Annotated in this window: 13 protein-coding genes and 3 tRNA genes; 7 read left to right on the top strand and 9 right to left on the bottom strand. The window is 64.2% G+C overall.

The genetic code is table 11. From position 1 onward, the window contains the following. Window positions 1–224 precede the first annotated feature (224 nt). From E4J93_RS05450 to purH, 4 genes are all read right to left on the bottom strand, one after another. A complete protein-coding gene (locus tag E4J93_RS05450) occupies window positions 225–1301 on the bottom strand; it encodes a sensor histidine kinase (RefSeq protein ID WP_255431930.1) in 1077 nt (358 codons plus the stop codon). Window positions 1302–1313: 12 nt separating this feature from the next. Then, window positions 1314–1976 carry a response regulator transcription factor gene (locus E4J93_RS05445; RefSeq protein ID WP_147588455.1) on the bottom strand — a complete coding sequence of 221 codons (663 nt, stop codon included), beginning with the start codon at window positions 1974–1976 and terminating at the stop codon, window positions 1314–1316. 239 nt (window positions 1977–2215) lie between these two features. After that, complete coding sequence (locus E4J93_RS05440; protein WP_147588454.1) at window positions 2216–2923, bottom strand: hypothetical protein; 708 nt, start codon at window positions 2921–2923, stop codon at window positions 2216–2218. 584 nt (window positions 2924–3507) lie between these two features. Then, window positions 3508–5148: a bifunctional phosphoribosylaminoimidazolecarboxamide formyltransferase/IMP cyclohydrolase gene (gene purH / locus E4J93_RS05435; protein WP_147588453.1), complete on the bottom strand. Its 1641-nt coding sequence runs from the start codon at window positions 5146–5148 to the stop codon at window positions 3508–3510. A gap of 235 nt (window positions 5149–5383) precedes the next feature. Here purH and E4J93_RS05430 point away from each other — a divergent pair, with 235 nt between their 5' ends. Continuing rightward, window positions 5384–6019: a GNAT family N-acetyltransferase gene (locus tag E4J93_RS05430; protein ID WP_147588452.1), complete on the top strand. Its 636-nt coding sequence runs from the start codon at window positions 5384–5386 to the stop codon at window positions 6017–6019. Between the two features lie 214 nt (window positions 6020–6233). Here E4J93_RS05430 and E4J93_RS05425 read toward each other — a convergent pair whose 3' ends face one another. Further along, window positions 6234–8135, bottom strand: coding sequence for a DUF2207 domain-containing protein (locus tag E4J93_RS05425; RefSeq protein ID WP_147588451.1), 1902 nt, complete (start codon window positions 8133–8135; stop codon window positions 6234–6236). Window positions 8136–8277: 142 nt separating this feature from the next. Between E4J93_RS05425 and E4J93_RS05420 the strand changes: the two genes are divergently transcribed. After that, window positions 8278–8796 (top strand): ferritin, encoded by a 519-nt coding sequence (locus E4J93_RS05420; protein ID WP_147588450.1) that lies wholly within the window; start codon window positions 8278–8280, stop codon window positions 8794–8796. A gap of 103 nt (window positions 8797–8899) precedes the next feature. Beyond that, on the top strand, window positions 8900–9889 hold the full coding sequence (gluQRS, locus tag E4J93_RS05415; protein WP_147588516.1) for a tRNA glutamyl-Q(34) synthetase GluQRS: 990 nt from the start codon (window positions 8900–8902) through the stop codon (window positions 9887–9889). Between the two features lie 223 nt (window positions 9890–10112). Here the strand turns inward: gluQRS and E4J93_RS05410 are convergent. Together E4J93_RS05410 and E4J93_RS05405 are read right to left on the bottom strand one after the other, a co-directional pair. After that, a tRNA-Arg gene (locus E4J93_RS05410) sits at window positions 10113–10189 on the bottom strand. 361 nt (window positions 10190–10550) lie between these two features. Further along, window positions 10551–10627 (bottom strand) — tRNA-Arg (locus E4J93_RS05405). A gap of 258 nt (window positions 10628–10885) precedes the next feature. Here E4J93_RS05405 and E4J93_RS05400 point away from each other — a divergent pair. Next, window positions 10886–10976, top strand: a tRNA-Ser gene (locus E4J93_RS05400). Window positions 10977–11357: 381 nt separating this feature from the next. Here E4J93_RS05400 and E4J93_RS05395 read toward each other — a convergent pair. Together E4J93_RS05395 and E4J93_RS05390 are read right to left on the bottom strand one after the other, a co-directional pair. Continuing rightward, a complete protein-coding gene (locus tag E4J93_RS05395; RefSeq protein ID WP_147588449.1) occupies window positions 11358–11900 on the bottom strand; it encodes a PH domain-containing protein in 543 nt (180 codons plus the stop codon). Between the two features lie 146 nt (window positions 11901–12046). Beyond that, the gene (locus tag E4J93_RS05390; protein ID WP_147588448.1) at window positions 12047–12397 is read right to left on the bottom strand and encodes a hypothetical protein; all 351 of its coding nucleotides are present in this window, start codon (window positions 12395–12397) and stop codon (window positions 12047–12049) included. Between the two features lie 223 nt (window positions 12398–12620). Here E4J93_RS05390 and E4J93_RS05385 point away from each other — a divergent pair, with 223 nt between their 5' ends. The 3 genes from E4J93_RS05385 to E4J93_RS05375 all read left to right on the top strand — a co-directional run bounded on the left by E4J93_RS05385 (window position 12621) and on the right by E4J93_RS05375 (window position 15389). After that, on the top strand, window positions 12621–13583 hold the full coding sequence (locus E4J93_RS05385; RefSeq protein WP_147588447.1) for a DUF5692 family protein: 963 nt from the start codon (window positions 12621–12623) through the stop codon (window positions 13581–13583). Between the two features lie 145 nt (window positions 13584–13728). Next, window positions 13729–14394: a TetR/AcrR family transcriptional regulator gene (locus E4J93_RS05380; RefSeq protein WP_147588446.1), complete on the top strand. Its 666-nt coding sequence runs from the start codon at window positions 13729–13731 to the stop codon at window positions 14392–14394. A 2-nt stretch (window positions 14395–14396) separates the two neighbouring features. Further along, complete coding sequence (locus E4J93_RS05375; protein WP_147588445.1) at window positions 14397–15389, top strand: dipeptidase; 993 nt, start codon at window positions 14397–14399, stop codon at window positions 15387–15389. Window positions 15390–15750 lie beyond the last annotated feature (361 nt).

Here is a 15750-nt window from a genome sequence, read left to right as displayed (position 1 = left end):
GCCCCCTCCTGCTCTCACCTGCTTGCAGCACGTAGAGACATAGGACTTGGTTGAAGCGGCCACGATCCGGGGTCGCTCCGCGCTTCGCGCGTCGCGCGCCTTGGGGGGGTGCGAAGGATGTTTGTGGTCGCTACGGATACGACCCGGAATCGCTCCGCGCTTCGCGCGTCGCGCCACTAAGGATATGCACTGCTTACCTGGGTGCGCGGTTCGACGATTGTCTGCTATTCGAAAAAATGGAATCGGTTGGTTGAGAAGGCGAGCGTCACGGAAAAGCCCTCGCCCTGAGCCGAGGTCGCCTCGATGCCAACGCCCATCTTGTCGCACAGGCGCTTTACAAGGTAGAGGCCTATGCCGGTCGAGCGCTTGCCCGTGCGGCCCGCCTCGCCGGTGAATCCCTTTTCAAACACGCGGGGAAGATCGGCGGCGCTGACGCCGCACCCGTTATCGCGGATAGAGAGTTCGACGCGCTCGGTGGCTCGGCCCTCATCGCGCAGGCGTGCAGAAAACTCCACGAAGGCGTTGTCCTCGCGAGCGTATTTCACGCTGTTCTGAATGATCTGGCCCAAAATGAAGTGAATCCATTTTTCGTCGGTGAACACCTGGAAATCAAGGTCGCGGCGAAGAGGCGCCACGTGGCCCGAGATAAGGATGCGGGAGTTGGCCCGTATGGCGCCGGAAACCAGGTCTTTGAGGCTGTATTCGCGTATAAGGTAATCGCGCTCCACCGCTTCGGATCGAGCGTAGAACAGCGCCTGCTCCACGTAGCCCTCCATGCGATCGAGCTCTTCATCGAGGGAACGAACGCGGGCAAGCAGGAGCTCTTCATTCAGCGGCTCCTCCCCCACTGCCGACAGCTCGTCCTCGATGTTCTCGAGCATGAGGTGGGCCGCCGCAAGCGGAGACTTGGCTTCGTGCACCCAGGTCTCCACGTACTCGCGGTAATCGATGGTCTGCCGGCGGAACGACGCCACCTCGTCGTTCGCCGCCTTCGAAACGGCGCGCAACGCGTCGTAGGCCAGCGAGCCCTCTATGAAATCCGGGCGGTCCATGAGTTCGTTGGCATACAGCGGGGGCTCGCTTCCCGACGCCATGCGGGTGAGCTGCCCCAGAAACGGGCGCTTCCGCAGGTAATCGACGATCGGAACGAGCACCGTCGCCCCCACCATCATGCATCCCACCAACATGAGCATCGATGGGCGCGTGCCGGCAACCGCGAGCACCATGCACACCATCATATCGAGCGCTGTAAAGATCGCGATACCGACCCACGATGAACGCAGGTAGCTTCCAAAAGACACCGCGCGCCCCCTCTACACCGAATAGCCGCGACCGCGATGCGTGGTGAGATACCCCGTCACACCGATCTTCTCGAGCGTCGCGCGCAGGCGGTTGATATTCACGGTGAGCGTGTTGTCGTCCACGAACGCGTCGGAGTCCCACAGGTCGCGCATGATGGCGTCGCGCGAGACGATCGTGCCTGCCTTGGACATGAGCAGCGACAAGATGCGCATCTCGTTTTTGGTGAGCTCCACCTGCTTGCCGTTGGCGCAAGCAAGCGAGCGCGCGGGATCGAGCTCCAAGCCGTTATGCCTGAGCAGCGACGATTCGGCCGCACCCACGCGGCGCAACAACGCCGTGATGCGAGCAATGAGAACGCGCGAGCTGTATGGCTTGGGAACGAAGTCGTCGGCGCCCATGGTCATGGACATGACCTCGTCGATCTCGGTCACGCGCGAGGTGAGCACCACGATGGGCACCTGCGATACCTCGCGCAGCTCGCGACAGATAAACTGTCCGTCGGTGCCGGGCAGGGTAAGGTCGAGCAGGACCAGGTCGGGATCGGCTGCCAGCACGTCGGCCACCACGCGGTCGAATGAGAGGCAGCATGCCGTCTCGAAGCCATTGCGCTCAAGCACCTCGAGCAGCTCGTTGCGAATCGCGGCATCGTCTTCGACTACGAAAATCTGCGCCATGGCAACCGCCCTTCCCGTCGAATGCGGGCGCGCGCCCGCAGCCTTGTGCGCGCCCGTCGGCACGCGTCGCCCTCCATCACCAGTATGCCGCCGCGGACCAATGACCGGGCCAGGAAACCGCCATCGTTACAGCAATGTAAGAGTCGAGCCGCCCGTCGACGCAGCGCAACGCAGGGCGTCGACCGCATGATGGAGAAGGCCGAGCTGACCGGCGCGCGCACGATGGAGGCGCGACAACCTTAGAATAGCTTGGCCACGCCATCGTGCAGGAAGCGGGCGAAATCCGCGCCCGCCGAAACCTGGGCGGCAGCGTCCAGATCGCCTGCAACGACCACGCCGTGCTCGTCCGAGACGAGCAACACGACCGGGGCAGCCGAAACCACGTCGAGCGATGCGCGCTCGACCTGCATGCCGCGCGTCGCCGCCAGCTGCTCCACCAGGGTGAGCGCGCCGCAGCCGTGCTCGCCCGCGGCCACGAGCAGGCGCTCGCCATCGACGGCGCACAGCACCTCGGGCGCCACGCCCGTCTCGCCCTCTTCGACCTGCGACAGGCGGGCGCGCTCAGCCAGCGATGCGCGGTCGGCTGCGGCCAAGGGCTCGTACTCGCCCACCGACATGGCCGCGTTACCGTTCACGTCGATCACCAACATGAGCACGCCGTCACGCTGGGTATACGACCCCTCGGTGAGCGACCACTCCACGTGCTGCTTCGCCCACGACAACATGTTGTGGGTGAGCGGCTCGCCCTGCACCACGCGCTGCGACAGCGCGCGAATATGGCGGTTGAGCAGCGGCACGCGCTTGTTATGCATGCGCCAGCGGCACACGAGCGCGGGTGCATTGAGGTCGAAGGGCTCCAGCCCCCGCTCCTGATTAGCGCAAAACTCCTCGTAGGCGCGCTGCTCCTCGGGGTCGTCGAACAGCCCCGTCAAACCCTCGTCCGCCATGCCGGCACCTCCTGAAACAAAAAGCCCTCGCCCCGCGAGAGCACGTAGCCACATATATCTTCTTGTTATACCCCATAGCACCACGGGCCATGTGCGGCAAAAGGATGGCTCCGGCACCGTAGACGACGCGGGGGTCGACGCATCATCGAGCCACGTCCCCCTTTTTGATCTTGTGCGTATGCCAGCTTGTCCGTACGTATGGAAATGGACCGTCACAACGTCGCTTAGCGGGCCGAAGGCATACGCGAGAGCGAGGCGGGCGGCCGAAGGCATACGCGAGAGCGGGGCGGGCGGCCGAAGGCATACGCGAGAGCGGGGCGGGCGGCCGAAGGCATACGCGAGAGCGGGGCGGGCGGCCGAAGGCATACGCGAGAGCGGGGCGGGCGGCCGAAGGCATACGCGAGAGCGGGGCGGGGGCGCGCACACCCCAAGGTGGCGCGCCCCCGCTTGAACGGCACGGTATATCGGAGTCCACAGGACCCAAGGCTTTCCCAGGTGCCGCAGACCGCCCTGAAACACAGGGAAGGATGCCTCCGGGCGCCGACCGACGACCGAGAGGTGAGGCGAGGCGACCGGAAAACGGACTAGTGACGGAAGTGGCGGGTGCCCGTAAACACCATCGCGATGCCGTGGTCGTCGCACGCCTGGATGGACTCGTCATCGCGCACGGAGCCGCCGGGCTGGATGATGGCGGTCACACCATGAGCGGCCAGAACGTCCACGTTATCGCGGAACGGGAAGAAGGCGTCGCTCGCGCAGGCGAAGCCGCCGGCCTCCATGCCCATGCGCTCGCAGGCCTCCTCGGCGCGCTGGCATGCCAGCAGCGCGGAGTCCACGCGATTGGGCTGGCCGGGGCCCATGCCGATACCGGCGTGGTCCTTGGCGATAAGGATGGCGTTGCTCTTCACGGTCTTGCAGACGCGCCAAGCGAAGATGAGGTCTTCCATCTCGGCGTCCGTGGGCTTGCGCATCGTGGGGAAGGTGAAGGTCGAGGGATCCTCCTCGACCGTGTCCACGCTCTGGACGAGCAGGCCGCCGTCCACGGTGCGGGCCTCGAGCTGGGCATGGCCCTCGGCGCCGCCGGTTGCCAGCACGCGCAGGTTGGGGCGCTTCTCCAGGCGAGCCAGCGCCTCGGGCGTGAAGGACGGGGCGATGAGGACCTCGACGAAGAGCTTGTCGCGGTCGGCGAAGTGCTCGACGAGCGACAGCGGAACCTCGCGGTTCACGGCGACGATACCGCCGAAGGCGCTCTTGGGATCGCACGCATAGGCGCGGTCGTAAGCCTCGGTCACATCGTCGGCGGTGGCGGAGCCGCAGGGGTTCTGGTGCTTCAGGATCACGACCGCGGGCTCGTCGAACTCGCGCACGGCGTTCCAGGCGGCGTCGGCGTCGAGGAAGTTGTTGTACGACAGCGGCTTGCCCTGCACCTGCTCGGCGCCCACCAGCGGGCTGCCCGAAGAGGCAAGGGTACCGAAGCCGTCGGTGAAGCGGTACACGGCGGCCGTCTGGTGCGGGTTCTCGCCGTAGCGCAGGTCCTGGCTCTTCTCGAGGTGGAGCTGCAGCGCCGCGGGCGGCACGAAGGAGACGCCGTCCTCGCCGTTCACCTTGGCATCCTCGGCGGCCAGGTAGGTGTTGAGCCACGTGGAGATGGCGGTGTCGTAGGCGGCGGTGCGGGTATAGACCTTCGCGGCCAGGCGACGGCGCGTGCCCAGCGTGGTGCAGCCGGCGTGAACGGACATCTCGGCCAGCACGGAGGCGTAATCGGCCGGGTCGCACACCACGGTGACGGAGTCGTTATTCTTTGCGGCGGAGCGCAGCATGGAGGGACCGCCGATATCGATGTGCTCGATGGCGTCGACGAACGTGACGTCGGGCGCGGCCACGGTCTTCTCGAACTCATAGAGGTTCACGCAGACGAGGTCGATGAGCTCGATGCCGTGCTTCACGGCCTCGGCCATGTGCTCCTCGGAATCGCGACGGCACAGCAGGCCACCGTGGACCTTGGGATGGAGGGTCTTCACGCGACCGTCCATCATCTCGGGGAAGCCCGTGAACTCCTCGATGGGGGTGACGGAGATGCCCGCCTCTTCCAGCACGCGTGCCGTGCCGCCCGTCGAGATGATCTGGACGCCGTACTCGTCTGCCAGCGAACGGGCGAACTCGACGATGCCCGTCTTGTCCGTCACCGAGATCAGCGCGCGCGAGATCTTCCTATCTGTGCCCATGCAGCACTCCTCCTTCATGTGTCGAGCCGCGGCGGCAGGCTCCCGCGCGGCCTCATATACATCTTTCTAATGTAGCGCAAACGCGCGCATGCGTTCACACCAGCCCTGCCTTTTTGAAGAAAATGCCGAGACTCGGTGGGCGTTCCGCGAAGAATTCGCGGGGAGCCTGTGGTGACATACGGACACCATATATCGGGACGCCGCGCGTGGTAGAAACCTACTAAAGGAGGCACGCATGGTATCACGCGTTATCTACAGACCGTTCGAAGAGGGCGATTTCGATGCCCTTGCCGCGATCATGCAGGCAACATGGCATTCGGAGACCCCGAACGACGAATACAACAAGCTCGAGGCCACGTACGACCTCGCCCACGCGCTTTCGATCTCGAGCTTCTCTCAGGTCGTGCTGGTGGACGGTGAACCGCGCGGCGTCGTCTTGGCGCGCGCAGCCAGCGACCGCCTTCCCTACGCCGCCGCCTGGGACCACGCCAAGGAGGATATCCTGCAGCAGATGTGGGCCATCGACAAGCGTGCCACGGCGGGCTACCTCGCCTTCCTTAAGAACGAGGAGCGCGTCAACGGCCGTTTGCTCGAGCAGAGCGGCATCTCCGGCTCAGACCAGATCACCCTGCTCGCGGTAAGCGAGACCACGCGCGGCATGGGCATCGGCAGCATCTTGCTCGACGCGGCCGCATCCTACATATCGTCGCGCGGCGCAAAAGGCGCCTTCCTCTACACCGATACGGACTGCTCGTGGAAGTTCTACGAGCGCCGCGGTCTCAAGCGGGCTGCGGAGTATCGCGCGACGCGCGAGGAGCGCAAGCTGCTTCCGCGCGAAATGTATCTGTACGGACTCGACCTTTCCGCCTAGGACCCTGCCGGCATCTTGAGGGCAGCTTGATGCCGGCGATACGCGGCCTTCCTTGGCGTACAGGCATACGCGGATAGCATCCCCGCATGAAAAAGGCCCCGCACGGGGCCTTTTTCATGTCGCGACGACGAGGGGGCGGGGGAACCCGCCGGCGCTCCGGCCGGGATATGCCGCGAACACGAGCTCGTTCGCGGCATGGGCTCGCAACGACCAGCTAGAAGGTGCCGCCCCCGCCGCCGCCCGTGCCGCCGCCCCCGCCGCCGGAGAAGCCGCCGCCAAAGCCGGCACCCGAGCTATTGGCGCTCTCGGCGACCTGCGCGACCGTCTCTCGGTACGCGTGGTCAAGGCTGCTGGTGGGCGACCCCAAGCGCCCGTGCGGATAGCACCACCAATACACCGGATAGATATAGCCGGTCGCATCGTCGCCGCGCACGTCGCGCGGGACCGCATCCGCCAGCTCGCGCAGGACCTCATCGGACACGCCGAAAGCGACGGCCATCACCAAGAGCTTGTTCCACAACACGACGTCGCCCGGCACGGCCTCGCCCAGATTGGTGAAATCCTCGAGCCAGCGCTTCAGCGCCCGGCAGCGCTCGCGCAGCTCGACCGCCTCGGGCTCGAAGCACTTCGTCTGCGCCACCACGATCACCGAGCTGACGAGCATGGCAGCCGATGCCAGGAACACGAACACGGAGGTAAGCTCCATGAGCAGCGAGAACAGGAGGGATGCAAGGCCGAGCGCGAACGCCGCGCCCACCATGCCCATCTCATAGGCGGGCGGCACCGAGCTCGTAAGGTTGCGCACCTCGAGCTGTGCGGCAACCGTGGCCTTGAAATCATCGAGCGCGCTCGTCCCCTCGTCGCCGTCGTCCACCAACAGGGCCTGATCGAAAGCGATGGTGTCGCCGTTAGCGGGATTCGCGCCGAAGTAGAGCGCCACGGCGTCCTGGTCCACCGGATTGTCGATGCGCTCCAGCGCCTTCAGGGTGAGCGTGTAGCTCTCGACTTGCTTCGTGCCGAGCAGGCCCTTCTTCTCGCGCGTCTCGGACGCAAGGGCCACCACGCCGTCATCGGTCAACTTCATGAGGGTGGCCACGAACGCGCGCGGCTCAACCGACCCGTCGGCCATAAACGCCGAGAGGACCGCGGGATGATCCGCGGAGGGGACGTCGCGGAAATACTCCTCCGCACATACGGGAGCAGGGCTGGCATACTTCTTGAAGCGGCCCCACAGCGCCACCGCCAGCAACACCGCGCCACCTCCCAGCTGCGCAGACGCAGCGAGAGCGGATTCGATACGCGCCCGCTCGCGGCGCGCGTTGGCCTCGTCGGCCCAGGCCTGCTCCTCATCCAGCACGGTCTGGAGACGCGCCTCGCCCGAAGCGGCAAGGCCCGGCACCCAGGCAGCGGGAAACACGATGCGGGCCTCGGCAAACTCTCCCGGGGCCACACGCGGCATCTTGTAGTTCACGATGACGTTGCCGCGCGCGATGTCGACGGCACCGTCCAGCGGTCCATGGCCCCATGCGCGCACCTGCGCGTCGGCCTCGGGACCGCCAACAGCCCCCTCGTCGCCTTCGAAGCCCACGGCAAGCGACACGTTCTCGGAAGGCTCGTCCCACTCCGGACCGACGAACTTCCAATACAGCTCGGCCGTATCCGACCAGGCCATCACCGCGCCGGGCAGCACGTAATCGATGGCGACCGTAAGCTCATCGCCCTCCTCGCGCGGCGCGAACACCTTGAGGGTCGTCTCGTCGTCGGAGGCGTCGACCGTATAGGCCCCGGCGTCCCCGTTATGCGCGGCGGACACCAGGCTGTAGGGCCGCAGCGAACCGTCTTCCGCCACCTCCGACACCGCCTCCAGGGATGGCGATCCCGCGACGCCCTGCGCGTTTTCAGCGTGCGGTATCGTCCAGAACACGCCGTTCGCATCGTCTTCGAACGAGAACGTGCGCCGTTCGCTCACATAGAGGTCGCCGTTGCGCATGACGACGGCGAAGATGCTCGTCTGCGGCATCTCGGCGGCGGCGAGCGCGGTTGCGGGAAGCGCACAAAGGCAGCAGGCAAGCGCGACGAACGCGGCCCAGGCGCGCACCAGGGAAACGTGCTTCATGGGGATCCTCTCCTCGGAAAAAAGCAGTGCGCCCATTGTACTCGTTCGCGGCGGCCATCCCGTGCGCGCCGCGAACGGCGCGAGTATACTCGTAGGCAAGCGCATCCGCGCTAAGCCGGGCGTATTCGAGAGGGATGAGAAGATGGCAATCAATCAGAAGGTGGCCGAGGTTTTGGAGAAGCAGATCAACGCCGAGCTGTATTCCGCATACCTATACATGACCTTTGCCGACTACTACGACGACCGCGGCCTGAAGGGCTTCGCCAACTGGTACATGATCCAGACGAAGGAAGAGGCCAGCCACGCGCTCGCCATCCGCCGCTACCTGCTCGACAACGACTACAAGCCCACGATGCAGGCGATCGCGCAGCCCGACCTGTCGTTCGACAACGACCTGGCGCCGCTCGAGGCGGGCCTGGCCCACGAGGAGTACATCACGGGGCTCATCCACCGTTGCTACGAGACGGCGCTCGAGGTACACGACATCCGCGCGATGCAGATGCTCGACTGGTTCGTGAAGGAGCAGGGCGAGGAGGAGGCCAACGCGCGCGAGATGGTCTCGAACATGAAGCTCTTCGGTAGCGACCCCAAGGGCCTCTACGACCTGGACCGCGAGTACCAGGCGCGCGTGTACACGCCGCAGACCGCGCTGCCCATGTAGGGCGCATCGCGCATATCGCACCGCATACGGGTGGGACGCGACACGAAACCGGCCGCGTCCCACCCGTTTCCCATGGATGGGCAGGAGTTTGGAGAACGATTCGATGACCGGCACGAATACCGCAGCGCACATCGCGGACGGCGAGCCCGCGCGCCCGACCGTGACGGGGCGCTTTGCCCCCTCGCCCTCCGGCCGCATGCACTTGGGCAACGTCTACGCCGCGCTCATGGCGTGGCTTTCCGTGCGCAGCCAGGGCGGGCGCATGGTGCTGCGCATCGAGGACCTCGACGACCGCTGCCGCCGAGGAAGATGGGACGCCCTGCTTATCGAGGACCTGGAATGGCTCGGGCTCGACTGGGACGAGGGCCCCGTCTACCAGAGCGACCGGCTGGATCGCTACGAGCGCGCCTTCGAAGCGCTGCGCGCGCAAGGCCTGCTCTATCCGTGCTTCTGCTCACGCGCCGAGCTCCATGCGGCCAGCGCGCCCCACGCAAGCGACGGCACGCCCATCTACGCGGGAACCTGCCGCGGGCTATCGGCGGAAGACGTCGCACGGCGGCGGGCGGAGCGCCCGGGCGCCTGGCGCCTACGGGTGCCGAGCGCGGATGACCCGCGCGGCGACGTGGCATTTACCGACCGCGTGTACGGCCCGCAGCACGAGACGCTTGCGCGCGACTGCGGCGACTTCCTGGTGCGGCGCAGCGATGGTGTCTTTGCCTACCAACTCGCCGTGTGCGTCGACGACGCCGAGATGGGCGTGAACGAAGTGGTGCGCGGGCGCGACCTGCTGGGGTCGAGCGCGCGCCAGATGTACCTGCAAGACTTGCTGGACCTCCCCCATCCCGCATACGCGCACGTGCCGCTGCTTGTCACCGCGGACGGCAGGCGCCTCTCCAAGCGCGAGCGGGACTGCGATCTGGGCGAGCTGCGAGCGCGCTTCGGCACGCCCGAGGCGCTGCTGGGCATGGTGGCGCACGCAGCGGGCATCGCGCCCGACGCACGTCCGCGCAGCGCGGGTGACCTTGTGGAGCTCTTCAGCTGGGAGGCCGTGCGCCGGCATCCCGCGAACCTGGTGGCGGACGGACCGCGATAGCCGATGCCCGCGACAGGCCGACACCGAGCCCATCGCGGGCAGGCGCCCAGGTGAATCCCGCTCCTATACACAAAAAGGCGAGCACCCATATGGATGCTCGCCTTTCATCCTGCGAACTCGCAACTCATTCGATATCCATCCATCTGACTCATCACGCGCGGAGCATGCGCATATAGATTGTCGATAATAAAAAAGCTCCCCGAAGGGAGCTTTAAGATTCAACTGGTGCGGCGTACAGGATTCGAACCTGTGACGTTCTGATTCGTAGTCAGACCCTCTATCCAGCTGAGGTAACGCCGCAACGCAAGCAATATAATCGCACTCCACCCCACTGGCGTCAAGCGCTTTTTAGAAAAAGTTTTTGGAATCTTTTGATCACCCTGATACTGCCCAATCCCCTGCCCACATGGGAACAGGCACCCAGTTCAAGCGAAGGCCGCACGGCGATGAGGGCCGCGAAATCTTGATCCAAAGTGGAAGATTCTTCGTATTCGCCCCGCGCATCGATCGGCGGCCCCGCCTCAAAGCCAGCGTCCATTCAATCCAGCACGCGGCAAGACCCGCCTGGCGCCGCGCGCACGGAGGCTCTTCCCCGCGCGTATATCTATGATCGAAGACATGGTAATAAAAAAGCTCCCCGAAGGGAGCTTTAAGATTCAACTGGTGCGGCGTACAGGATTCGAACCTGTGACGTTCTGATTCGTAGTCAGACCCTCTATCCAGCTGAGGTAACGCCGCAACGCGAGGACTATATTCGCACGCAGCCCCTCATACGTCAACCCAAAATATCGAAGATTTTGAAGAAATCTTTTCCTCGATACGAAATCACAAGGTCAAAGCCTATATCTCTAAGGAACTTTTTTCTTCCACCCATGTTTCCCGATCACAGCCTGCAGGCACCGACATCCCGAAAGCACCATTCCTGATCGGAAAAGAAGTCAAGACTTACCCCTTGTATTCCCATGCCCTTTTGCGCTATCCTTATCAAGCTGCTACGGAGAGCTGACCGAGAGGCCGAAGGTGCTCGCCTGCTAAGCGAGTATTCCCCAAAAGGGAATCTGGGGTTCGAATCCCCAGCTCTCCGCCAGTATGAAACCAAGAAGCGAGTCCTCGTGACTCGCTTTTTTGTTGCCGCAGCATGGATTCGAACCCGCAAGGGTGCGGAGCCGAGTAAACGCGTTAGCGTTTGCCGGCGCAGCACGCAAGGGCCGCCAGGCCCGCAGCGATCGGCGGCGCAGCCGCCCCGAATCCCCAGCTCTCCGCCAGTATGAAACCAAGAAGCGAGTCCTCGTGACTCGCTTTTTTGTTGCCGCAGCATGGATTCGAACCCGCAAGGGTGCGGAGCCGAGTAAACGCGTTAGCGTTTGCCGGCGCAGCACGCAAGGGCCGCCAGGCCCGCAGCCGCCCCGAATCCCCAGCTCTCCGCCAGTATGAAACCAAGAAGCGAGTCCTCGTGACTCGCTTCTTGTTACTGCATAAGTCCCTGGAGCAGGTCTACGAAACCTTGGTTGTCCTTAAGCGCTACGACGATAGCGCCACCCGAGCTCGTGACGATGCGCACGCAATCGCCCGAACACGCGGCGACCTGCGTTCCCAAAACGATCAACGAGCGACGACGCTCCACCGTTTTGATATCCGTAACCGCGATTCTGGTGCGCACGACTCCGAACACCACATCGATGCAGGGTTCCGCCACGTCGGCAGCCAGCGCTTCCGCGCTCCACACAGCATCTCTTTCCTCGTCCCCCTCACGTGAGTCGCCGCGCGACTCGCTGGAGCCTTCGGATGGTCTGCCAGGTGCGGGAACGCGCACCTCCACGCGATTGCGCACGATGGGCGCGCCCGTCACCACGCCGCAACACGCCGCCGCGATGAGTATCAGGCCGGCCACAAACGACTGGTCCGCACCCGCACCGGGAACCACCCATACGTACAGCCCCGCAATCGCCATCAACATCGCCGCGAACAGCGCGATATACCATGGCGCCACCTTGCCATCGAATGTCTTCATACGATGCCTCCCCATTCCTACTGTTTTCTCAACCATAACGCGAACCGCACGAGCAGATCGGGACGGCGACAGCGAAATCAGCCATCGCCATCCCAACCCGTATTCCGCGCCGTACCTATGGTACAGACGGGAACGCAGACCCCGTGCTACCGTACGATAGCGTTCTCGTGCACCGTATATATGCACCCGAGACGCCGCGCGAGCCCTCGCACGCGCCGCCCGGCATCGCACCCGACATACGACGCCCGCAGCATGTGCAGCAGGTCGCGATCCTCCTCCACATGGAAGTAGGCGAGCATCCCCTCAATCGCCTCGCGATCGAACATCGTCGATACGTAATGAGGGCTCTCCTCGAAGCACCAATATGTAAGCGGCCCCTCGCTCACCTGCATCACCTCGAGCTGCCCCTCCTCCGTGAAGGCACAGGCGATGCACAGGCGCTCGTCATCCACCTCCTCCCGATACAGAACCACCTGGTCCTTTACCGCGTTTTCCATGCACGTCTCCCTTCTCCGATGCGCGTCGTGCCGATAGTCTACCCATATTCAGAACATATGTTCGCATCTTTTTGTTTTTCTTTGCGCGTTGCACGGGTTTTACATTTCGGGCCCCGGCGTTAGCCCATGCCGGCCGGGCGCGTAAAACACCGGAGGTTCCCCGTACCTATACTGAGCGCATCATGCAAACGGGGCACTTGAGCCCGCAACGAATGGAGGTCCCATGGGACTGCTCTACACGGCAGGTGACATGTCGTACTGGGCCATCTGGCTCTTCATCCTGTTCGCCCTCATGGCGTTCAACGAGCTCGGCCGCTCCAAGCCCTGGGCCGGCATCACGCTCTTCGGCATCGTGCCGCTGCTGCTCACCATCTTCGTATGGCCCACCACCGCCGCGCCCGGCAACGAGTACGGCACCGGCACCTGGTTCAACTGGGTCAAGACCTACTCGGCGCTTGCGGGCTGCCTCGGCTTCATGGCGCTGCGCTACATCACGTGGACCGGCAAGGACGGCCAGGTCCACCACCTCTACGAGAAGAAGTGGGCCCTGTGCTTCCCGCCGCTCATCCTCGCCGTCAACATCGCCGAGGCCGTCCTGCGCGATTTCCAGGTCTTCAGCTTCGGCCTGTGGACCGGCGGCACCGTCGAGAACCTGTGGACCATCTCCGGCCCCTGGAACATCATGAACGGCATCGCCGGCATCCTCAACATCGTGACCATCTGCGGCTGGCTGGGCATCTTCGTCTCGAAGGACAAGACCCGCGACATGATCTGGCCCGACATGATCTGGCCCTGGATCATCGCCTACGACCTGTGGAACTTCGCCTACACCTATAACTGCATCTCCGACCACTCCGCCTACTGCGGTCTGGCGCTGCTGCTCTCCTGCACCATCCCCACGTTCTTCATCAAGCGCGGCGCATGGCTGCAGCATCGCGCGCAGACGCTCGGCCTGTGGATCATGTTCATCATGACCGTCCCGCAGTTCGCCGACCGCATCGCGCCCATCCCCACGACGCACAACCCCACCGCGTTCTTCATCGTGAGCGCCATCGCGCTGGCCTTCAACATCGGCGTGGCCGTCTACCAGCTCATGCGCATCCGCCGCGCCAAGCTCAACCCCATGCGCGACGAGCTCTACGCCGACACCAAGCCCTATCAGCAGGTCGTCGCCGAGAACCGCTAGGAACCCCCAACGCGCGCGACACGATACGTGTACTTCTGTCGACAAAACCGTCCGCCGCGCATCATGAAACTCACAGGATCCGTATAATATGGGCACCCCGTTTTACATGGGGTGCCCATATTTCTTTTCGCCCGAAGGTCTTTCCATGATCTCATCAGAACACATCAAGCCGCGGCGAGTCGACGGCCATGCCAGCCGCCTCTCCGTCGAAAGCAAGCGCCTGACAGGCCAGGCAGGGCAGATCACCCAGGCGGCACGCAGCCTCTACGAAGCCAAGGGGGTTGCCAAGACCACCGTTAAAGACATAGCCGCCGAAGCGGGCGTGACGCGCGAGCTCATCTACTACTACTTCCACGGCAAGAAGGAAATCACCCAGGCCGTCGTCGACGACTACATCGAGGACCTGGTCGAAAGCGCCATGGTATGGAACGAGGGGCGCGAGTTCGGCAAAACCGAGCAGTCGCTCCGCGGTTGCGTCCAAACGTTTCGCCGAACGCTCTACGATGCAGCCGGCAACAGCCGCCCCATGATCCGCGTCGTCGAGGAGCTGGGCATACGCGACGCCTTCGACGTGCGCGCCGTACGCGAAACCGTCAACGCGCTCAACGCCTGCGTTGCCAGCGAGTACGCCCAATTCCATCGCGTGGAAATCGACCTTGTGTACGAGATGTTCTGCGTCGTGATCTTCGGCATGGTCGGGCTGCTCAAGCTCAACCCCTCCATCAGCGACGACGAGCTCATGAAGGTCGTGGAGCAGACGCTGCACCTCGATATGGAGGATGCCGAGCATCCGCACGGAGGTGCGCGCTAGCCATGCATGCCGTCTTCGACCTGCACTGCGACACCGCCGACCGCCTGGCGTGGCAGACGCTGCCCCGCGCGTACAAGGAGGCAACGGGTCTGGCGTTTTACGGCCCGGGCGACGAGCTCGATCCGCACGGTTGTCGCTCGCTCGCATCAAACCGTTGCCACATCTCGCTCGACGCGATCGGCGACATGCCATGGGCGCAGTGCTTCGCGTGCTTCATCCCCGACGAGCTCTCCCCCGAGCAGGCACTCGGGTTCTACCAGCACATCCAGGCCGATATCGACCGGCAGCTCGACGAATGCGCGGGACGGATTCGCCCGGCCGCCGATGGGCGCGACATCCCGGGTATCCTGGCCGACGGTTGCCCAGCGCTCGTGCGCACCATCGAAAACGCCCGCTTTTTCGCACTCGATCCGCACCTGGTGGACGAGGCGCGAGGGCGCGGGGTGCTGATGGCCTCGCTGAGCTGGAACGCCGCCGGGCCGCTGGCGAGCGGCCACGACACCGATGAGGGTCTCACGCAGGCCGGACGAGCCGCGCTGGCGCGCATGGCACGGGTTGGCATGGCAATCGACGTCTCGCATCTGAACGACCGCTGCTTCGCAGACGTCGCGGCCAGCACGGATGCGCCGCTCGTGGCCAGCCACTCCAACAGCCGCGCGGTATGCGGGCATCCGCGCAACCTCACCGATGCGCAGTTCGACCTGATCCGCGAGCGGGGCGGCCTCGTGGGCCTCAACTTCTGCCGCGACTTCCTGCGCGCGGACGGCGCGCCCGACTTCGACGACATCTCGCGCCATATCGACCGTTGGCTCGAGCGCGACGGCGAGGACGTCGTGGCCCTGGGCAGCGACTTCGATGGTTGCGATACCCCCGCCTGCATCGCCACGGCCGCGGACATGCCCACGTTCCAAAAGCTCCTCGATGCCCGATTCGGCGAGCCGATCACCGCCAAGCTCTGCGGCGACAACGCGCTTCGCTTCTTCTCGAACCTATAAGCCGGCGCCGCGTTTCGCCCGCGCGCAGGGCCCACGGAGCAACTTGCTGCGCAATCTTGCCGACTTTTCACAGGCTTGTTGGAAAACGCCGAGTAGGGCCACATGTTTAGATGGCAAAATCCCAGGTAATTTAATTGATACCGGAACTGTATACACTGCAATTCTAGAAATAGATGCGTAAAGTCGGCAAGATTGCACACGACGCGGCCCGCCTTGCGAAACAACGGCCCCATGGCCGATTCCGCAGTAAGAGCACCCGCTGGCCAACTCCCTATCATTTCCGTTACAGATCATCATGAAAAGCCTCCCATCTCCGAGACTTCGACTGTTACGTCCAGGAAATGGGAGGCAGTTCACTTAT

Origin of the sequence: Collinsella sp. BA40, assembly GCF_008014645.1 — a bacterium.
In the GTDB taxonomy this organism is placed as follows: domain Bacteria; phylum Actinomycetota; class Coriobacteriia; order Coriobacteriales; family Coriobacteriaceae; genus Collinsella.
The sequence above is the reverse complement of the archived record's forward strand: the minus strand, read 5'-3'. Positions and strand labels throughout refer to the sequence as shown.